Here is a 20513-nt window from a genome sequence, read left to right as displayed (position 1 = left end):
GCGCCGATTGGCGCCCTTTGCAGTTGTGGAGTGGTTTTAGTCGTCTTCGCCCAGGGCGGCCAGTTCGCGCTCCAGCAGGCTCTCGTCGCCCAGGTTGAGTTCCACCAGGCGGCGCAGGTGGCTGATCGAGTCCAGGTCGATATGCCGGCAGACGAAGCCGAGCAGGTCGTCGCGGGTGCGGGTCAGTACCACTTCCATCTGGATGCGGATGTCGCCGTCCAGGCTGAGGGTGGCGTTGAAGGGCTGGTCGGGGTCGCCGTTCCAGTCGCGCGGGCGTTTGACCAGCAGGCCCTTGAGCGACACATCGTGCAGGGCAACCGCCCAACGCCGCTCGCCCTGGGCGATCTCGGTGGCGGCGTCGAAGGCGATGCGCTGGAAGCGCCGACGCTCGGTGGTCGTATCACTCATTGCGTGATTCCTCTGCGGTTTTATCCACTATAGCCAAGCCACGGCGACGTTGCCGCCAGTAGATGGCCAGCGCCGGCAGCGCCAGCAGGCCGAGCAGCAACCCGTACTTGTAGGGGCGCAGGGCCTGGCGTACGGCTTGCTGGCGTTCCTGCCAGCGGCGCTGCTCGGCGCGGGCGAAGTCCGGCTCCTGGCAGTTGAGGCCGAAGTTCTCCGCCCAGTCCACATAGGGCCCCTCTTGCACATAGCGTCGATAGTAGCCCTGGGCGGCCGCCAGGTCGCGGTACTGCAGCCAGCCGCTGGCCTTGCACAGCACGGCGGCGAAGGCCTGGCTGCGCGGCGGCAGCAGGTCGGCGGCCTGGTTGGCCAGCTCGGCGGCGACGAAGCGGTAGTGGAAGCGCCGGTTGGGTTCGGCGGCGCTGGCGTTCTGCAACTGGGCTTCGGCGGCCGTGAGCAGACCGGCGGCCTGCACCGGTTTGCCGAACTCGCTGCCGTAGGAGCCCGCGTTCCAGGCTTCGTCCGGGCCCAGCTCATAGCCGAGCAGCTCCATGCCCTGTTCGCGGGCCAGCTTGGCGGCGCGGTAGTAGCCTTCGGCGCGACCGCTGGCCGTCCAGGCGTCCTCCGCCTGCTCGCGGGCCGCGCCGTACTGGCGGGCCGCGTCCTGCAGTTCGGCGCTGGCGAAATATGGCACGGCTTCGGCGTAGCGGCCCTCGCGCAGCAGGCGCCGGCCGAGCAGTTCGCGGGCGCTGGTGGCTAGTGGACGTTCCCAGTAGTACTGCTCCTGGCCGGCCGGTGGTGGCGGGGCGGCGGCGACCTTGGCGTCGATATAACCCTTGAGTTCGTCGCTGCTCAGCACCCGCTCGGCCACTTCGGCAGCGTCCTGCCAGTAGATCTCGCCGCTGCGGTAGAGCTGGTCGAAAGCCTCCAGGTAGTCGCCACGTTCCAGGGCCAGGATGGCCATCTCGCCTTCGATGCGGCAGCGCGGCTTGAGCGTTTCGTAGTCCCAGTTGGCGTTGCGGCGCCAGCCCCAGTCCTCGTCCGCGGGGAAGGCCTTGGCCGCCTTGGCATAGGCCGCCACGGCCGCCGGCTTGTCGCCGACCTGCAGTGCCAGTTTGGCCCGCAGCCACCAGGCCAGGCCGCTGTCGCCGGCCTGGGCGACGAAGCGCTGGGCGGCGGCGTAGTCGCCCTGCTGGTAGCTCAGCGCAGCCAGGCGGTCGGCCAGCGCCGGAACCAGCGGGCTGTGTGCCTGCAGCAGGGCCAGCAGGCGCTGGCTCTGCTTGTCGTGGCTGTCGTAGTCGTCGATCCGGCTGAACAACTGGGCGGCCAGCAGCTGCTGGACTTCCTGGCTGGCCAGCAGCTGCTGCAGCTCGGTGTCGCTCTTGTCGCTGAGCGCCCAGGTCAGCTGGCGCAGCGAGCTGTAGCCGGTGGTCGAGCCCAGGCGGGCCTGACTGGCATAGAGACGGATGGCGCCGGGCCAGTCGTTGTTGTCCAGCTGCAGGCGGGCCTCCTCGCCAAGGCTGGCGATGCCCAGCTCCAGGGGGTCGCTGAAGCCGTTGCGGCTCAGTTCGCGGGCCTGTTGGTAGGCTCGGTGGGCCTGGGCCAGCAGATCCTGCTGGCGCTGCAGCAGGGCGGCCTCGTCGAGCTCGCTGTCCGCTGCGCTGACGGCCAGGCTGCTCAGGGCGCGGCCCAGGGAGTAGGCGGCCCAGGTGCTGCGCAGCGGGCGCTCGGCGGCCGGCAGGGCCAGCACGCGCTGGAAGTACTCGGCTGCCAGGGCCATGTCCTGCTGGGCGAACGCCACTGCGCCGGCGCTGTACAGGCGCAGCTCGGTCGGCAGGGCGGCGCCGGCGGCTTCGGCCTGGTGCGCATCGCTGAGGCTGCGCAGCTGGCTGATCAGCTCGAACTGGGCGGCGCTCAGCTGCTGTTTCTCCGCGGCCACGCGGGCATCCAGGTATTGCTGGGTGCTGTCGTCCCAGTAGGGGGCGATGGTGGCCTCGGTGGAGGGCTTGAGGCCGTCGATGTCCTGGCCGAGGCGCTTGATCTCCACGGCGAAGTTGCCTTCCGGCAGCTGGCTCAGGGCGTTGCTGCGGTCGCCCAGCAGGCGATAGGGGAAGTCCGGCCCGCAGGCCTGGGCCGTGGCCAGTGGCAGCAGGCTGGCGACGGCCAGTGCCAGCAGATGGCGGCGATGGTCTTTAAAGCTCGACATGCAATCCTCCTTGATCGATTCGTGCGCAGCGGGCCCAGCCCAGTGCACGCTGGCCGCCGGCGGCCAGCTGGCCGGGCTGTTGGCGGGTAAAGCGCAGGCCCGTGGGGCTGCTTTCCACGCGATAGGCACCGAGCCCGTCGGCCGCTTCGCAGTCCTGGGCCGGCAGCTCGATACGGCTGGGCAGGGTGCTGGCCAGGGTGCCGTGGTTGAACAGTTGCAGCTCGCTGACGGCGCCGTTCTGCCGGCGCGCCACGCCCAGGGCTGCTTGCAGGGGCTGGTCGCGTACCACCGCCAGCAGGGTCTCCATGGGCCAGGCGCGGCGGTCGCCGGGCAGTGGCAGGCGGAACCAGATGACTCCGGCCAGGTGCGCGGGCGGATTGTCACGCAAGGTGCGCAGCAACTCGGCGACCTGTTGCGGCTCGGCCTGCAGTTCGCGCCGCGGCCCGCCCTGGCGCAGCGGCACCTCGCTTTCCACCTGACCATCGGCGGTCAGCGCCACGCCGTAGGCCGGCAGGGCCAGGTGGAAGGGCTGGCGGCTGCGCTCGGCGTAACGCTCGGCCCAGTCCAGGGCCTGCGCGGGGTCGAACAGGCCGCGGCGCGGGTCGTTAACCGCGTGCACCTGCAGCACCGAGCTGTCGACCCTGGCCAGCAGCTTGTCCAGCTCCGGGCTGGCCAGCCAGGCGGGCAGGGCGGTGATGCTCAGCGGCAGGTCGGCCGGCAGGCTCCGGCGCAGTTCGCCGAGCAGTTCGGCATAGGCGGGCAGGCGCGCACTGGCGCAGTCGTGGTCGATCTCGATACCGGCCAGGCGCACGCCGGCGGCCTGCCAGTCGCGTAGCAGGCGGGTGATCTGGCTGACGATGGCAGGCTGATCCAGTTGTGGCAGCTGGCCGTCCAGGCGCACCACGGCGATCAGCGGGCGGCCGTCGCGCTTGAGCAGCTGCAGATCGACATGGGCGCGCGCCCAGCCGGCCTGCGGGTGGGCCTGCAGGGCCAGCACGCGCAGGGTGGCGAAGTCGGCATGGCTCTGCGCCAGGGCACCGGCATGGGCCGGCAGCCACTGGCGCTGCCAGATGTACAGCTGCTGGTCGAGTTCTGCCGGTGGCGTGCAGGCGCCCAGCCCGAGCAGGGCGAGCAGGCAGACGAGCGAGCGGAGCAGGGGGTGAAGTGGCACGGCGAAGCGATCCTGGCAGGCGCCGAAAAGGAGCCTCAGTTTAACCGCGGAAATGGCTCGATGGCGGGCACGCGTCGCGTCTAGACCAAGGTCGCATAGAGGATTACGGTGGAAGGACTAAGCTTGTGCGGCAGCCTGTCTGTCCATTCGTTGGGAGTACCTATGAACAATAACAATAGCCCGCTGCGTCACCTGCCCTGGGCAGTGCTGGCAGTGGCAGGCGCCTGTGCCTTGGGTGTCGTGGCGCTACGCCGCGGCGAAGCCATCAACGCCTTGTGGATCGTGGTGGCAGCCGTCGCCCTCTACCTGGTCGCCTACCGCTACTACAGCCTGTTCATCGCCACCCGGGTGATGCAGCTCGATCCCGCCCGCGCCACCCCGGCGCTGCTCAACAACGACGGTCTGGACTATGTGCCGACCAACAAGCACATCCTCTTCGGTCACCATTTCGCCGCCATCGCCGGCGCCGGCCCGCTGGTCGGCCCGGTGCTCGCCGCGCAGATGGGCTACCTGCCCGGCACCCTGTGGCTGATCGCCGGGGTGGTGCTGGCCGGCGCGGTGCAGGACTTCATGGTGCTGTTCATCTCCAGCCGCCGCAACGGCCGCTCGCTGGGCGAGCTGGTGCGCGAGGAAATGGGCCAGGTGCCCGGCACCATCGCCCTGTTCGGCGCCTTCCTGATCATGATCATCATCCTCGCGGTGCTCTCGCTGATCGTGGTCAAGGCCCTGGCCGAAAGCCCCTGGGGCATGTTCACGGTGATGGCGACCATCCCGATTGCCATGCTCATGGGCATCTACATGCGCTATATCCGCCCTGGCCGTATCGGCGAGATCTCGGTGGTCGGCGTGGCCCTGCTGCTCGGCTCGATCTGGCTGGGTGGCCAGGTGGCGGCCAGCCCCGAGTGGGCGCCGGTGTTCACCTTCACCGGTATCCAGATCACCTGGATGCTGATCGGCTACGGCTTCGTCGCTGCCGTACTGCCGGTGTGGCTGATCCTCGCTCCGCGCGATTACCTGTCGACCTTCCTCAAGATCGGCACCATCGTCGCCCTGGCCATCGGCATCCTGATCACCATGCCGGAACTGAAGATGCCGGCGCTGACCCAGTTCACCGACGGCACTGGCCCGGTGTGGAAGGGCGCGCTGTTCCCCTTCCTGTTTATCACCATCGCTTGCGGGGCCGTATCGGGCTTCCATGCGCTGATCAGCTCGGGCACCACGCCCAAGCTCTTGGCCAGCGAGTCCCATGCCCGTTACATCGGCTACGGCGGCATGCTGATGGAGTCGTTCGTCGCCATCATGGCTATGGTCGCCGCCTCGGTGATCGAGCCGGGCGTGTACTTCGCCATGAACAGCCCGGCCGCGGTGGTCGGTGCCGACGTCAATGCGGTGGCCACGACGATCAGCAGCTGGGGCTTCGCCATTACCCCGGAGGCGCTGGAAGCCACCGCCCGCGATATCGGCGAGCACACCATTCTGGCCCGTGCCGGCGGTGCGCCGACCCTGGCCGTGGGCATCGCGCAGATCCTCCACCAGGTGTTGCCGGGTGAGAACACCATGGCCTTCTGGTACCACTTCGCCATTCTGTTCGAGGCGCTGTTCATTCTCACCGCGGTGGACGCCGGCACCCGTGCCGGGCGCTTCATGCTGCAGGATCTGCTGGGCAACTTCGTGCCGGCGCTGAAGAAGACCGAGTCCTGGGGCGCCAACGTGGTCGGCACCGCCGGTTGCGTGGCCCTGTGGGGCTGGCTGCTGTACCAGGGGGTGATCGACCCGCTGGGCGGCATCAACACCCTGTGGCCGCTGTTCGGCATCTCCAACCAGATGCTTGCCGGCATCGCCCTGATGCTCGGCTGCGTGGTGCTGATCAAGATGAAGCGCCAGCGCTATGTCTGGGTGACCCTGATCCCGGCCACCTGGCTGCTGATCTGCACCACCACCGCGGGGCTGATCAAGCTGCTCGACCCCAACCCGGCGGTGGGCTTCCTGGCCCTGGCCAAGAAGTACAGCGACGCCCAGGCCGCCGGGCAGATCCTCGCCCCGGCCAAGGACGCGGTGCAGATGAACCACGTGATCTTCAACGCCTACACCAACGCGACCCTGACCGTGCTGTTCCTGTTCGTCGTGCTCAGCGTGCTGTTCTACGCCATCAAGGTCGGCCGCGCGGCGTGGATCACGCCGCAGCGCACTGATCGGGAAACCCCGTTCCAGCCGCTTCCGGACGCCTGAGGAGACGCGCATGTTCGATGACCTGAGTCGCATGGGCAAATACCTCGGGCAGGCCGCGCGCATGCTGGTGGGCATGCCCGACTACGACAATTACGTCGAGCACATGCGCAACAAGCACCCGGATCAGCCGGTGATGAGCTACGAGGCGTTCTTCCGTGAGCGCCAGGAGGCGCGCTACGGCGGAGGCAAAGGACGGCCCATCCGCTGCTGCTGATAGACTCCCGCCACACCCACGCGCCACGCCCAGTCGTGGCGCGCTTTTTTGTAGGAGCGAGCTCTGCTCGCGAAGCCCTGGCGCAATCGTTCGCGAGCAGAGCTCGCTCCTACGCTATTGATCATCCGTGAGGCTCCGCATGGCCCATTCCCCGATTCCCGTCACCGTGCTCACCGGCTTTCTCGGTTCTGGCAAGACCACCCTGTTGCGCCACATGCTGCAGGCCGAGCATGGCCTCAAGCTGGCGGTGATCGAGAACGAGTTCAGCGAGGTGCCGATCGATGGCCAGCTGCTCGGCGACCGCCCGGTGGAGCTGGTGACCCTGGCCAACGGCTGCGTCTGCTGCTCGATCCATGTCGAGCTGGAGAAGGCGCTGTTCCTCCTGCTGGACAAGCTGGACAGCGGCGAGCTGGCCTTCGACCGCCTGGTGATCGAGTGCACCGGCCTGGCCGACCCGGCACCGGTGGCGCAGACCTTCTTCGCCGACGAAGAACTGGCCCAGCGTTACCACCTCGACGCCATCGTCACCCTGGTCGATGCGGTGAATGCCGAGCGCCATCTGCAGGAGGCTATCGCCCAGGCCCAGGTCGGTTTCGCCGATCGCATCCTGCTGAGCAAGACCGACCTGGCCACGGCCGAGCAGGTCGAAGCGCTGCGCCAGCGCCTGCAGCGGATCAACCGGCGGGCGCCGATCCAGGTGGTCGAGCATGGCCGCATCGACCTGGCCGCACTGCTCGATGTGCGTGGCTTCGAGCTGGATGCACAGCTCGGCCCGGCGCTGGTGCTGCGTCCGCTGACGGCTCCTGCCGGCAGCGCCGACCGCATCGCCAGCCTGGTGCTGCGCAGCGAGCAGCCGCTGGACAAGAACAGGCTCAACGCCTTCATGGAGGGTCTGCTGGAGCGCCACGGCAATTCGCTGCTGCGCTACAAGGGCGTGCTCTGTGTGGCCGGCGAGCCGCGGCGCCTGGTGTTCCAGGGCGTGCTGCGCCTGTACGGCTTCGACTGGGATGCCGAATGGGGCGCGGATGAGGCGCGCGAGAGCGTGCTGGTGCTGATCGGCGACAATCTGTCGGAAGAGGAAATTCGCGCTGGTTTTGCCGCGCTCGGGTAGATGAGGCTGATGACTCCCTCTCCCTCAGGGAGAGGGGAGGTAGAAACGAAAAAGCCCGGCAAGTGCCGGGCTTTTTCATGCCGCGCTGAGGCTTACTTGCCGTACACCGGCAGCTTGGCGCAGATGGCCTTGACCTTCTCGCGTACTGCGTCGACCACGGACTCGTCGCCCATGTTCTGCAGGATGTCGCAGATCCAGCCGGCCAGTTCCTTGCACTCGGCTTCCTTGAAGCCGCGAGTGGTGACAGCCGGGGTGCCGATGCGCAGGCCGGAGGTGACGAACGGCGAACGCGGGTCGTTCGGCACGCTGTTCTTGTTCACGGTGATGAAGGCGCGACCCAGGGCGGCGTCGGCATCTTTACCGGTGATGTCTTGCTTGATCAGCGAGAGCAGGAACAGGTGGTTCTGGGTGCCGCCGGAGACGACATCGAAACCGCGCTCGATGAACACGCTGGCCATGGCCTGGGCGTTCTTCACCACTTGCTGCTGGTAGGCCTTGAACTCAGGCTGCAGGGCTTCCTTGAAGCAGATGGCCTTGGCGGCGATCACGTGCTCCAGCGGGCCACCCTGGGCGCCCGGGAAGACGGCGGAGTTGAGCTTCTTCTCGATCTCTTCGTTCTTGCGCGCGAGGATCAGGCCGCCGCGCGGGCCGCGCAGGGTCTTGTGGGTGGTGGTGGTGACCACGTCGGCGAACGGTACCGGGTTCGGGTACACGCCAGCGGCAACCAGACCGGCCACGTGGGCCATGTCGACGAACAGGTAGGCACCAACCTTGTCGGCGATGGCACGGAAGCGGGCGAAGTCCAGTACCTGCGAGTAGGCGGAGAAGCCGGCCACGATCATCTTCGGCTTGTGCTCGACGGCCAGGCGCTCGACTTCGTCGTAGTCGATCAGGCCGGCGTCGGTGATGCCGTACTGCACGGCGTTGTACAGCTTGCCGGAGGAGGAAACGCTGGCGCCGTGGGTCAGGTGGCCGCCGTGGGCCAGGCTCATGCCGAGGATGGTGTCACCGGCCGACAGCAGGGCCAGGTACACGGCGCTGTTGGCTTGCGAACCGGCGTGCGGCTGGACGTTGGCGTAGTCGGCGCCGAACAGTTCCTTGGCACGGTCGATGGCCAGTTGCTCGACGATGTCGACGTACTCGCAGCCACCGTAGTAGCGCTTGCCCGGGTAGCCTTCGGCGTACTTGTTGGTCAGCACGCTGCCCTGGGCTTCCATCACCGCCGGGCTGGTGTAGTTCTCGGAGGCGATCAGCTCGATGTGATGCTCCTGGCGCTGGGCTTCTTGCTCCATGGCGGCAAAGAGTTCGGCATCGTAGCGGGCAATGGTCAAATCACGGCTGAACATGGTGGTCACCTGATCTATCAGCGGGCGGTAGGGGAAAGGCGCGCATTCTACCCGATGTCCCCCGGACTGGCACATGAAAGGCGGTCAAGTGGCGGACAAGCGGCTTTCACCCAGCTGCGCCGGCCATCTGGCGCGGGGTTGGCTCAGTTGAGGACGAACAGCGCCTGGCCGCTGAACTGGGTCTCGAACTGCTTGGCCGGCATCGGCTTGCCGAACAGGAAGCCCTGCACCTCGTCGCAGTCGTGCTCGCGCAGGAAGTCCAGCTGCTCCTGGGTTTCCACGCCCTCGGCGATTACCGCCAGGTTCAGGCTGTGGGCCATGGCGATGATGGCGCGGGCGATCTGCGCATCCTGCTCGCCGCCGGGCAGGCCGTCGACGAAGCTGCGGTCGATCTTCAGCACGTCGATGGGGAACTGCTTGAGGTAGTTGAGCGAGGAGTAGCCGGTGCCGAAGTCATCGACCGAGATGCACAGGCCGAGTCTCTTCAGGCTGGCGAGGATCTGCAGGGTCTCGCCGACGTCGCGCATCAGGATGCTTTCGGTCAGTTCCAGCTCCAGGCAGGCCGGCGGTACGCCGCTGTCTTCCAGGGTGCGCGAGATGCGCATGGCCAGCTGGCCGTCGGCGAACTGGCGGGCGGACAGGTTCACCGAGATCTTCGGCACCCGCACCTGGGCCGCGTGCCAGGCCTTGAGCTGGCGGCAGGCCTCTTCTAGCACCCAGTCGCCAACCTGCACCACCAGGCCGAGCTCTTCCAGCACCGGGATGAACTCGCCCGGCGGCACCAGGCCACGCCGCGGGTGCTGCCAGCGCAGCAGCGCCTCGACCCCGGTCAGGCGCTTGCCGTCGCCGCTGAACTGCGGCTGGTAGTAGAGCTGGAACTGGTTCTGCTCGAGGGCGTGGCGCAGGTCGCTTTCCAGCTCCAGGCGCTGCAGCGCGGTGGCGTTCATGTCCGCCTGGTAGAACTGGAAGTTGTTCTTGCCGCGCTCCTTGGCGTGGTACATGGCGGTGTCGGCGTTCTTCATCAGCTGGCTCAGCTCGTCGCCGTCCTGCGGCGCCAGGGCGATGCCGATGGAGGCGGTGACGAAGAACTCTCGACCCTGCAGGACGAACGGTTGGGCCAGGCTGGCGAGGATCTGCTCGGCCACGCTGATGGCGCGGTTCAGCGCGCCGGCGCGGGTATTGCGCGGTTGCAGCAGCAGGGTGAATTCGTCGCCGCCCATGCGTGCCACCGTGTCGTCCTCGTCGACGCAGGCGGCCAGACGCACGGCCACGTCCTTGAGCATGCGGTCGCCGGCGGCATGGCCGAGGGAGTCGTTGATCGGCTTGAAACGGTCGAGGTCGAGGAACATCAGCACCACCCACTCCTCATGCCGCTCGGCATGCTGCAGGGCGGTGTGCAGGCGATCCTGGAACAGGGTGCGGTTGGGCAACAGGGTCAGGGCGTCGTAGTAGGCCAGGCGGTGGATGCGCTGTTCGCTGGCCTTGCGCTCGCTGATGTCGTTGAAGAAGCACACGTAGCTGACCAGGTCGCCGTCGTCGTCCTGTACCGCGGTGATGCCGACCCAGGCCGGGTACTGCTCGCCGTTGTGGCGCTTGAGCCACAGCTCGCCTTCCCAGATGCCGTGCTGGTTGAGCTGGGCGAGGATGAAGTTGAGGTGGCCGGCCTGCTGGCGGTCGGCGGTGAGCATGGCCGGCAGCTGGTCGAGCACGGCTTCCGAGGCATAGCCGGTAATGCGCTGGAACGTCTTGTTGGTCTGCACGATGTAGCCGGCCGGGTCGGTGACCATGATCGCCGCCGTGGAGTGCTCGAATACCGTGGCGGCCATGCGCAGGTCGCGCTCGGCGCGGCGCTGCTGGCTGATGTCGCGGCCGATGCCGAGCACGCCTTCGAAGCGGCTCTGCTCGTCCCACATCAGCATCATGCGCATTTCCACGGTGATCTTGCGGCCGTCGGCGCGCAGGCAGTCGAAGATGAACACCTTGCCGGTCAGACGCGCTTGCAGGCTGCTCAGCAGCTCGTAGTTGCCGAGGGCGGCGCGGGCCTCGTTGAGCAGGCTTTCCAGATTGGCCAGCTGGCGGGCGCTGGTCACGGTGCTGAGCAGGCCGTTCTGCAGCACCCATTCCGGGCTGTAGCCGAAGAACGCCTGGGCCGAGGGGCTGACGTAGTTGAGCTGCAGGCTGCTGTTGGTGGAAACGATCACGTCGCTGATGCTTTCCGCCAGCAGGCGGTAGCGCCGTTCGCTTTCGCTGAGGCTGGCCTTGGAGGTGATCTCCGGGGTGATGTCCTTGGCCACCCCGATCAGGCGGCTGACCCGGCCCAGCGCGTCGCGGCTGAGGGCGTGCTCGCGGATGTCGAACCAGTGCCAGCTGCCGTCGCGATGGCGCCAGCGCAGCTGGCAATGCAGGGTCTGCTTGTTGCCCACCACTTTCTGCAGGTTGCGCACGCGCTGGTACAGCTCGACATCGTCGGGATGCAGGATCTTTTCCCACAGCTTGTCGCCCAGCTGCTTGAGCTCTTCCTTGCTGTAGCCGAGATCGGGGCCCAGGCGGTTGTTGCTGAACAGCACGCGCTGGTTGCTCATGTCGTGCACGTAGAGGGTGTCGGGCACCGCGCGCACCACATCCGACCAGAAGCGCTCGCGCTCCACCAGCGACAGCTCGACGCGCTTGCGGCTGGTGATGTCGTGCACGCTCAGGGTCACCGCGTGCAGCTCCTCGTGCTGCTGCGGCAGCTGCAGGGTCAGCCACAGGTAGCGCTCGTGGCCCTGGGGCGTGCGCAGGTGGGTTTCCACCATCATGTGTTCGTCGCCGTCGAGCAGCGCGCTGACCAGGCTGAAGCGCGCGCCACCGGGGCGCAGCGGGCTGAAGCCGATCAGGTAGTGCCAGACCTGCTCGGGCGTTTCGACGCCGAGCAGCTGGGTGGCCACCTTGTTCACTTCGCTGATCTGGATCAGCCGCAGGATCTGCTGGTGGCGCTCCGGCGCCACCGCCAGCCAGTCGCTCAGTTGCGCGCTGCTGTGCAGGCCCTCAGCATCGAGCAGCTCGCGCAGGGCGACCAGATCCAGTACGCAGAGGGCGATGCCGCTGCCCTCGAAGATGTCCTGGTAGCGCCGCCGGGTGTCCTGCACTACGCGCAGCGCCTGCTGCTGCTCGGTGACATCGCGCAGCACCCAGGCCCGACTGGGCTCGGCGTTGTCGGTGTAGAGCGCGTGGCAGGTGACGTTGAACAGGCGCTTGCTGCCGTCCTGGAGGATCTCGATCGGCTCGCTCTGCTCATGGAAGGTATTGGCCAGCCAGGGCGCCAGGGCCGGCAGCAGCTCCAGCAGGTGCATCTGGCTGGCGTCGGTGCGGTCGAGGCCGAACATCTGCTCGGCGCTCGGATTGAGGTAGCTGATATGGCCGTCGGGCTGGGTCACCAGTACCCGCTCGTCGATCGCCCCGAGGGCGCCGATGGCGTCTTCCAGCGAGCGTCGCGACAGCGCGTGGTAGGCGCGCAGGCTGCGCTGCTCGCGCAGCAGGCTGAACAGGGCGAGCAGGGCCAGGGCGGCGCAGAGGATGAACAGCAGCAGCTTGCCGGCCTGTAGCGGCAGCAGCTTGGCGTGCAGGGCAGTGGCGTCGTACAGGCCGTGGATCTGCCAGTCGCTGCCGCGCAGGGCCAGCTGCTGGATGCTCTGCCCGCGCAGGGCGGCGTCGCTGAGTGGTGTGCCGCCTTGGGCGAGCGGCTGCTGCAGCAGCACCTGGCCGCTGCGTTGATCCAGCAGCAGCCATGGGGTGTCGCTGCTGGCGGTGGGCAGCCAGTTGCTCAGCGCACTGCGCTGCAGGCGCACCAGCCAGCCACCGCTGGGCTGGGCACCAGCGGGCAGCAGCAGGTAGATCAGGCCCTGCTCGCGCGGGCCGTAGGTGAAGTGATAGGCGCTAGGACGACTGGCGATCAGTTCGTCGATCAGCGCCTGGTCGGCGGCATCCGGTGCGCTGTCGGCGAGGATGCGGCCCTGGGCGTCGAACCAGGCCAGGCTGTGCAGGGCCGGGTAGATGCCGCGCAGGCCGTCCAGCAGGGCTGGCCAGCTGGCTGGCGGCAGTGCCTGCGGAGCTGCCTGGTGCAGGTAGGCCTGGCCGGCATCGGCCTTGAGCTTGAGGGACAGCTCGAGATGGCTGGCCAGCTGGCTGCTGTAGGCCAGGCTGAGCTGGCGCTGGCTTTCCTCGCGGCTGTGGTACTCCTGCTGCAGCTGCCACAGCAGCAGGCCCAGCATCAGCCCGACCAGCAGGCCGAGGGCGCCCTTCAGCGAGCCGCGCAGGGGGCTGCTGAACGGGTCGCTCGGCTGACGAGGCACGCGGGAAGGGCGGGATTTGGACACGCGAGGAATCCTGCTGATACTACTGCCTGACTCTGGACTGTAAGTCAGGCGATCAAGGTCGGCTAGCATGCCTTGAAGCGAGGCAAAGTGCTATCACGCTGCCATCTTCGCCGACCAGCGTCGTTTGCCCCGTCCGGCGCATTCCGGTAGCTTTGCCGCACGCGCGCGGGCACAGGGGGCTATCATGCTCATTCGCCCGGCAATGCCATCGCCGCCGCTCGGCCGGCGAGGCCGCCGCACCCTATCTATTTCAATACGCAGAACCAAGGTCATCCATGGCTCAATACGTCTACACCATGCATCGGCTCGGCAAGGTCGTGCCGCCGAAGCGGGAAATCCTCAAGAACATCTCCCTGTCGTTCTTCCCGGGCGCCAAGATCGGCGTGCTCGGCCTCAACGGCGCCGGTAAATCGACCCTGCTGCGCATCATGGCCGGTGTCGACACCGAGTTCGACGGCGAAGCCCGCGCCATGCCCGGCATCAATGTCGGCTACCTGCCGCAGGAGCCGCAGCTGGACGCGAGCAAGAGCGTGCGCGAGATAGTCGAAGAAGCCGTAGGCCAGATCAAGCAGGCCCAGGCCCGCCTGGACGAGGTGTACGCCGCCTACGCCGAGCCGGACGCCGACTTCGACGCTTTGGCCGCCGAGCAGGCCAAGCTGGAAGCCATCCTGCAGGCCAGCGACGGCCACAACCTCGAGCGCCAGCTGGAAGTCGCCGCCGACGCCCTGCGTCTGCCGCCATGGGATGCCCGCATCGAACACCTGTCCGGTGGCGAGAAGCGCCGCGTGGCGCTGTGCCGCCTGCTGCTGTCGGCGCCCGACATGCTGCTGCTGGACGAACCGACCAACCACCTGGATGCCGACTCGGTGGCCTGGCTGGAGCACTTCCTCCACGACTTCCCGGGCACCGTGGTGGCGATCACCCACGATCGTTACTTCCTCGACAACGTCGCCGGCTGGATTCTCGAACTCGACCGCGGCGCCGGCATCCCGTACGAAGGCAACTACTCCGGCTGGCTGGAAGCCAAATCCGAGCGCTTGGCCCAGGAATCCAAGCAGCAGTCGGCCCACGAGAAGGCCATGAAGGACGAACTGGAGTGGGTGCGCAAAGGCGCCAAGGCCCGCCAGTCCAAGTCCAAGGCCCGTCTGCAGCGCTTCGAGGAAATGCAGTCGCAGGAATTCCAGAAGCGCGCCGAGACCAACGAGATCTACATCCCGGCTGGTCCGCGTCTGGGCGACAAGGTCATCGACTTCGTCAACGTCACCAAGGGCTACGGCGACCGCGTGCTGATCGACGACCTGTCGTTCAGCATCCCGAAAGGCGCCATAGTCGGCGTGATCGGCGGTAACGGTGCCGGTAAGTCGACCCTGTTCCGCATGCTGATGGGCAAGGAACAGCCGGACTCGGGCAGCATCGAGATCGGCGAAACCGTGCAGCTGGCCTGCGTCGACCAGAGCCGCGAAGACCTCGACGGCAGCAAGACCGTGTGGGAAGCCGTGTCCGACGGTTTCGACATGATCAAGATCGGCAACTACGAGGTGCCGTCGCGCGGCTACGTCGGCCGCTTCAACTTCAAGGGTGGCGACCAGCAGAAGTTCGTCAAGGATCTCTCCGGTGGTGAGCGTGGCCGTCTGCACCTGGCCCTGACCCTGAAAGAGGGCGCCAACGTCCTGCTGCTCGACGAACCGTCCAACGACCTCGACGTGGAAACCCTGCGTTCGCTGGAAGAGGCGCTGCTCGACTTCCCTGGCGCCGCCATCGTGATCTCTCACGATCGCTGGTTCCTGGACCGCGTAGCGACCCACATCCTGGCGTACGAAGACGACTCGCATATCGAGTTCTTCGAAGGCAACTACACCGAGTACGAAGCTGACCGCAAGAAACGCCTGGGCGATGCCGCCGCACAGCCGCACCGCGTGCGTTACAAGAAGCTGGCACAGTAACTACGATCTGCTGCGCGTCGGCCATGCGTTGTTGGGAACGGGCATCGGGTGCTCATTTAGCGGGTGTAAACTCCGCGCCCTCGGCCCTTTCCCGCCTAGCCTGGCGCTAGCTCGCCAGATCGTAAGCAAGCGCTAGACGCTTGCTGCAACAGAAAACGGGGCCTGCGGGCCCCGTTTTCGTTTCTGCGCCGTCAGTGTGTGCCCTGCAGGGCCTGACCCAGGGCGCGATCCTTGCTGCGCTGCCAGTCGTCATCGGCGTCGTCGTAACGCTCATCCTCGTAGCGCTGGCGTTCGGCGCTCAGTGCCTGCTGCTTGCACTGCTCGAAGCCGTCGTCCCAGCCGCTGGCGTACAGACGCTCGTCGAGATAGCGCGCCACCGCCTTGCGAAAACCCTCGCTGCCTGCACCTGCGGCCTCGCGTCCGCTGCTGCAACCATCCTGGAAACCATCGGCGAAGGCCGGCGGGTAACCCTGGGCGAGCAGCTGCTCGCGGGTCGACTGGCAGCCGCAGAGCAGCAGGAGGCAGAGCAGGGCGATGGGGCGTGACATGGTCGGGGCAGCGTGACGGTAAGGCTGTCAGCCTGCTCCGCGACCTGTGAGCAATTCGTCAAAAGCGGGTGAGGAAAAGGTGACGCATCGGCAGGCGTTCAGTAGTGATACCACTTCAGCTCCAGCATCACCTCGTTCTGCGGGCTGGCCAGCTGGCTGAACTGGCGCTGGGCGGCCAGGCGCAGGCCGAGGTTGGTTGACAGCTCCCACTGCTGGGTCAGCGCCAGGCTACGGCGCACTTCGCCCTGGTGGAAGTAGTCGCCCTTGGCCTCCAGGCTCAGGTTGCCCAGGGCGTTGTGCCATAGCAGGCCGCTGTCGAAGCCCAGCGCCGGGGCGATGAAGGGGGCGAAGTCCTCATGGTGCTCCAGGCGTGCGGTGGCCAGGGCGTAGCCGAGGGTATCGGTGCCGAGCTGCCAGGTGCCGCCGGCGCCGCCGTTGAAGTGGCTGACCAGGGTTTCCTCGTCACCCGCGCCGGGCACTCGCTGCAGGCCGCCGCCGACCTGCCAGGACCAGGGCTTGAGCAGCTGGCCGCGGGGTGTCAGCGAGCGAATGTTGGCCAGATCCAGTTGCTGCAGTTGCCAGTGGTTGCCCTCGTACTGGCGCAGCTTGAGCTGGAGGATCTCGATCTGCGCGCCGAGGGGGAAGCCCGCCGCGTTGTCATTGAGGTCGTGATAGGCCATGCGCAGGCCGTATTCGGCGAAGGCGCGATCCTCGCGGCTGCCGGCGCCAAGCTGCCAGGTGCGCGACTGGTGGCCGTCCTGTGGCAGATCGGGGCGGGCGATATCCAGTTGTGGCGGCGGATTCTGGTTGATCGCCCGCAGCAGCGCGAAGCTGCGCTTGGCTTCGGCCGGGTCGCGCTGCTGGCCGCTGGAGCGGTAGCGCAGCAGGCGGTAGCTGGCGTCCTGGATCAGCGCCTGGCGCGGTGCGGGCAGGGCGAGGAAGTCGGTACTGGTGAGCTGATTCTCGTCCTCGGCCAGGCGCAGTACCCAGTCCTGTTCGGCGCTGTCCAGGTCGGCGGCGCGACCGAGCAGCTCGCGCTCACGCGAGGGGCGGTAGTCGATGCGTTCGACCAGGCCGGCCTGCTGCACCGCACGCAGGGTGTCGGTGGGAATGGCGGTGAGGGGGAACTGGCTGGTCAGGTCGAGGCCGGGGCGGGCAATCTGCAGCAGTTCGAGCAGGCGGTAGGAGCAGTTCTCGTCGAAGAAGTAGTAGTCGAAGCGGATCTGCTTGAGCTCCCAGACATGCTCGACCATGCGCGCGGTTTCCGCTGGCGTTAGGTTCAGCCGGTACTCCCACAGGTCGCGGTTTTCCAGGCTGCGGTACTCGGCCAGCTTGTCGCGGTAGGGCACCAGGGCGAACAGCCCGGGATAGCCGCCCATCAGGCCTTTCCAGGCATACAGAATGCTGTTGTCCATGCCCTCGACGTAGGCACCGAAGTTCAGCGCGTAGCTGAGCAGGGCGGTGCGGTTGCTGTCGACGTCGGCCTGGTCGATGCGCAGCAGGGTGTGGCCGAACATCGACGAGGGGCTGTTCAGGTAGGCGGCGGGGAACACCAGCACGGCGCTGTGCGGCTGGATGTCGGCGAACCAGGCACGGTATTCGCTGCAGGCCGGTTGTGGCAGGTCGTTCAGTTGCAGCTGTGCGCGCAGCCAGCGGGTGCGCGCCGGGAATACGCATTGCGGGTGGCGCTCGCCGAGGCTGACGGGCTGGTACAGCGCCTGCAGGGTGGCGCTCAGCTCGGCCTGCGGGTCGCTGTCGCCCTGGGCGGCGAAGAAGAAGGCCGGGTCGTCGACGTAGCTGCGCCAGCCGCCCAGCTTGCCGCGTTCGTAGTGGCCGAGGGCGAGCCAGTAAGGCGTGTTGGCCAGCTCCTGCAGGCGCTCGGCCGGCGGCAGGGGCGCCGCCTGCAAGGGCAGGGCGAGGCTCAGGGCCAGGGCCGGGAAGATCCGTTTCAAGGGCGGCGCCTTCTGGCGATGCGATGGCCGAGCTTTCCGCAGCCTTGGCGAGGCTGTCAAGCAAGGCCAGGTGAGGCATTTGCGCAAGCTTGATCAGGGGCAGTGCAAGCGGCGCAGATCGGGCCACACTGAAAGAAACCCGTATGGAGCTGCGCCATGACCTCCTTTGACCCGCATGCTGCGCTGGATCAGCTGTTCGCCGAGTACAGCAAGCGCGCCAGTTCGATTCGCCGCGATCTGGGCCTGCCGCACCAGGCGGATTTCGCTGAGCAGGCCCAGGAGCGGCAGAACGACGAAGTGCTCGAGGCCTTGCTGGCCGAGGCCGAAGCCGGCCTGCGTCAGGTCGGCCTGGCTCGCCTGCGCCTGGCCGAGGGCAGTTATGGCGAATGCCAGCGTTGCGGCGAGCCGATCAGCCCGGCGCGCCTGGCGGTGCTGCCGGCGGCCGAATTCTGTCTGGCCTGCGCGGATAAAACAGCGAGCTGACGCCTTGCCAGTGGTCGCGAGGCGGCGCAAGAATGAGGTCGACTTTCTGCGGTGCTGTACCGCCCGATAAGGACTTCCGATGCCCGAATCCTTTGCTGCCAATCTGCGCCTCGCTCCCACTGCCCTGACCCGCCCCTGCGCCCCTGACCAGTTCAATTTCATCACCACCGACGATCTGGAGCCGTTCCGCGGCGTGCTCGGCCAGGAGCGCGCGGTAGAGGCTCTGCAGTTTGGCGTGGCGATGCCGCGCCCCGGTTACAACGTGTATGTGATGGGCGAGCCGGGTACCGGCCGCTTCTCCTTCGTGCAGCGCTACCTCAAGGCCGAGGCCAAGCGCCAGGCCACCCCGCTCGACCGGGTCTACGTCAACAATTTCGACGAGCCGCGCGAGCCGCGTGCGCTGGAGTTGGCCGCCAGCAGCGCCAGCGAGTTCACTGCCGATCTCGGCCACCTGGTGGACAACCTGCTGTCGACCTTCCCGGCCGTGTTCGAGACGCCGACCTACCAGCAGAAGAAAAGCGCCATCGACCGGGTGTTCAACCAGCGCTACGACAAGGCCCTGGATGTGATCGAGCGCCTGGCCCTGGAGAAGGACGTCGCCCTCTACCGCGACAGCAGCAACATTGCCTTCACCCCGATGAAGGACGGCAAGGCCCTCGACGAGGCCGACTTCGCCCAGTTGCCGGAAGCCGAGCGCGAGCGCTTCCACGCCGATATCTCCGACCTGGAGGAGCGCCTCAACGAGGAGCTGAGCGGCTTGCCGCAGTGGAAGCGCGAGCTGAGCAACCAGCTGCGCCAGCTCAACGAGGAGACCATCGGCCTGGCCCTGCAGCCGCTGCTGGCGCCACTGTCGGAGAAATACGCGGAAAACGCCGGAGTCTGCGCCTACCTGCAGGCGGTGCAGGTCAACCTGCTGAAGACGGTGTTCGAGCAGCTGGCTGAAGACAAGCCGGACATGCAGCGCCGCGAGATGCTCGAGGAGCAGTACCTGCCCAGCCTGGTGGCCGGTCATCAGGTGGGCAGCGGCGCGCCGGTGGTGTTCGAGCCGCACCCGACCTACGACAACCTGTTCGGCCGCATCGAGTACAGCACCGATCAGGGCGCGCTCTACACCAGCTACCGCCAGCTGCGCCCGGGCGCGTTGCACCGGGCCAACGGTGGCTACCTGATCGTCGAGGCGGAGAAGCTGCTCAGCGAGCCGTTCGTCTGGGATGCGCTCAAGCGTGCCCTGCATTCGCGCCAGCTGAAGATGGAGTCGCCGCTTGGCGATCTCGGTCGCATCGCCACCGTGACCCTCACCCCACAGATGATCCCGCTGCAGCTCAAGGTCGTCATCATCGGCTCGCGCCAGCTCTACTATGCGCTGCAGGACATGGATTCGGACTTCCAGGAAATGTTCCGCGTGCTGGTCGATTTCGACGAGGAGATTGCCGTCGGCGACGACAGCCTCGAACAGTTCGCCCAGTTGCTCAAGACGCGCACCTCGGAGGAGGGCCTGGCACCGCTCACCGCCGCCGCCGTGGCGCGCCTGGCCACCTACAGTGCACGCCTGGCCGAGCACCAGGGGCGCCTCTCCGCGCGCATCGGCGATCTGTTCCAGCTGGTCAGCGAGGCCGACTTCGTGCGCCAGCTGGCCGCCGATGAAGTCACCGACGTCGGCCATATCGAGCGCGCCCTCAAGGCCAAGTCGGATCGCACCGGGCGGGTCTCGGCGCGGATCATCGACGACATGCTGGCCGGCATCATCCTCATCGACACCGCCGGCTCGGCCGTGGGCAAGTGCAACGGCCTCACCGTGCTGGAAGTCGGCGACTCGGCCTTCGGCATGCCGGCGCGGATCTCTGCCACCGTCTATCCGGGCGGCAGCGGCATCGTCGACATCGAGCGCGAGGTCAACCTGGGCCAGCCGATCCACTCCAAGGGGGTGATGATCCTCACCGGCTTCCTCGGTAGCCGCTATGCCCAGGAGTTTCCCCTGGAGATTTCCGCGAGCATCGCCCTGGAGCAGTCCTATGGCTATGTCGACGGCGACAGCGCCTCGCTGGGCGAGGTCTGCACGCTGATCTCGGCCCTGTCGCGCACGCCGCTCAAGCAGTGCTTCGCCATCACCGGCTCGATCAACCAGTTCGGTGAAGTGCAGGCCATCGGCGGGGTCAACGAGAAGATCGAGGGCTTCTTCCGCCTGTGCGAGGCGCGCGGCCTGACCGGCGAGCAGGGGGTGATCATCCCGCACTCCAACGTCAGCAACCTGATGCTCGACGAGCGCGTGCTGCAGGCGGCGCGGGCCGGGCAGTTCCATGTCTACGCCGTGCGCCATGTCGACGAGGCCCTCGGCCTGCTGCTCGGCGAGCCGGCCGGGGCGCAGGATGCCGATGGCCAGTTCGCCAAGGGCAGCGTCAACGCGCGGGTGGTCGAGCGCCTGCGCAGCATCGCCGAGCTGGGCATGGAAGAAGAGGAAGAGCCGGCCAAGCCGGTGGAGAAGCCCAAGGCCGCGGCCAAACCGCGGGCCAAGCCGGTACCCAAGGCGGCCAAAGAGTAGGTCGAGCGTCACCG

13 protein-coding genes are annotated in these 20513 nt (G+C 67.3%); 6 read left to right on the top strand and 7 right to left on the bottom strand.

The features are described from left to right. Positions 1-36: 36 nt before the first annotated feature. Genes A9179_RS18870 through A9179_RS18860 form a run of 3 tightly spaced genes read right to left on the bottom strand, consistent with a single transcriptional unit; the run spans position 37 to position 3779 of the window. On the bottom strand, positions 37-408 hold the full coding sequence (locus A9179_RS18870) for a PilZ domain-containing protein (protein ID WP_187807743.1): 372 nt from the start codon (positions 406-408) through the stop codon (positions 37-39). Further along, the gene (locus tag A9179_RS18865; RefSeq protein WP_187807742.1) at positions 401-2608 is read right to left on the bottom strand and encodes a hypothetical protein; all 2208 of its coding nucleotides are present in this window, start codon (positions 2606-2608) and stop codon (positions 401-403) included. Before A9179_RS18865 ends, A9179_RS18870 begins: the two co-directional genes overlap by 8 nt. After that, positions 2595-3779, bottom strand: a complete 1185-nt coding sequence (locus A9179_RS18860) for a DUF3142 domain-containing protein (RefSeq protein ID WP_394354742.1) — start codon at positions 3777-3779, stop codon at positions 2595-2597. Before A9179_RS18860 ends, A9179_RS18865 begins: the two co-directional genes overlap by 14 nt. A 162-nt stretch (positions 3780-3941) precedes the next feature. On the opposite strand from A9179_RS18860, the gene A9179_RS18855 reads away from it, so the two are divergent. From A9179_RS18855 to yjiA, 3 genes are all read left to right on the top strand, one after another. After that, on the top strand, positions 3942-6008 hold the full coding sequence (locus A9179_RS18855; RefSeq protein ID WP_187807741.1) for a carbon starvation CstA family protein: 2067 nt from the start codon (positions 3942-3944) through the stop codon (positions 6006-6008). 10 nt (positions 6009-6018) lie between these two features. Continuing rightward, a complete protein-coding gene (locus A9179_RS18850; protein WP_187807740.1) occupies positions 6019-6222 on the top strand; it encodes a YbdD/YjiX family protein in 204 nt (67 codons plus the stop codon). Positions 6223-6361: 139 nt separating this feature from the next. Next, positions 6362-7333, top strand: a complete 972-nt coding sequence (gene yjiA, locus A9179_RS18845) for a GTPase (RefSeq protein ID WP_187807739.1) — start codon at positions 6362-6364, stop codon at positions 7331-7333. A 92-nt stretch (positions 7334-7425) separates the two neighbouring features. Here the strand turns inward: yjiA and glyA are convergent, their stop codons facing one another. After that, positions 7426-8679 carry a serine hydroxymethyltransferase gene (glyA, locus tag A9179_RS18840; RefSeq protein WP_187807738.1) on the bottom strand — a complete coding sequence of 418 codons (1254 nt, stop codon included), beginning with the start codon at positions 8677-8679 and terminating at the stop codon, positions 7426-7428. Between the two features lie 143 nt (positions 8680-8822). After that, positions 8823-13034, bottom strand: coding sequence for a bifunctional diguanylate cyclase/phosphodiesterase (locus A9179_RS18835; protein ID WP_463604194.1), 4212 nt, complete (start codon positions 13032-13034; stop codon positions 8823-8825). Between the two features lie 275 nt (positions 13035-13309). Between A9179_RS18835 and ettA the strand changes: the two genes are divergently transcribed. Then, positions 13310-14977 (top strand): energy-dependent translational throttle protein EttA, encoded by a 1668-nt coding sequence (gene ettA / locus A9179_RS18830; RefSeq protein WP_187807737.1) that lies wholly within the window; start codon positions 13310-13312, stop codon positions 14975-14977. Between the two features lie 191 nt (positions 14978-15168). Here ettA and A9179_RS18825 read toward each other — a convergent pair whose 3' ends face one another. After that, positions 15169-15525 (bottom strand): hypothetical protein, encoded by a 357-nt coding sequence (locus tag A9179_RS18825; protein ID WP_187807736.1) that lies wholly within the window; start codon positions 15523-15525, stop codon positions 15169-15171. A gap of 98 nt (positions 15526-15623) precedes the next feature. Beyond that, entirely contained in the window at positions 15624-17477 is a 1854-nt protein-coding gene (locus tag A9179_RS18820) for an Lnb N-terminal periplasmic domain-containing protein (RefSeq protein WP_187807735.1), read from the bottom strand. Positions 17478-17633: 156 nt separating this feature from the next. On the opposite strand from A9179_RS18820, the gene A9179_RS18815 reads away from it, so the two are divergent. Both A9179_RS18815 and A9179_RS18810 read left to right on the top strand, forming a co-directional pair. Then, positions 17634-17960 (top strand): TraR/DksA family transcriptional regulator, encoded by a 327-nt coding sequence (locus A9179_RS18815; protein ID WP_187807734.1) that lies wholly within the window; start codon positions 17634-17636, stop codon positions 17958-17960. A gap of 79 nt (positions 17961-18039) precedes the next feature. Next, the gene (locus A9179_RS18810; RefSeq protein ID WP_187807733.1) at positions 18040-20499 is read left to right on the top strand and encodes a Lon protease family protein; all 2460 of its coding nucleotides are present in this window, start codon (positions 18040-18042) and stop codon (positions 20497-20499) included. Positions 20500-20513 lie beyond the last annotated feature (14 nt).

Origin of the sequence: Pseudomonas alcaligenes, assembly GCF_014490745.1 — a bacterium.
Lineage (GTDB): Bacteria > Pseudomonadota > Gammaproteobacteria > Pseudomonadales > Pseudomonadaceae > Aquipseudomonas > Aquipseudomonas alcaligenes_C.
Note: the sequence above shows the minus strand (reverse complement) of the source record. Positions and strands in the feature narration are given on the sequence as shown.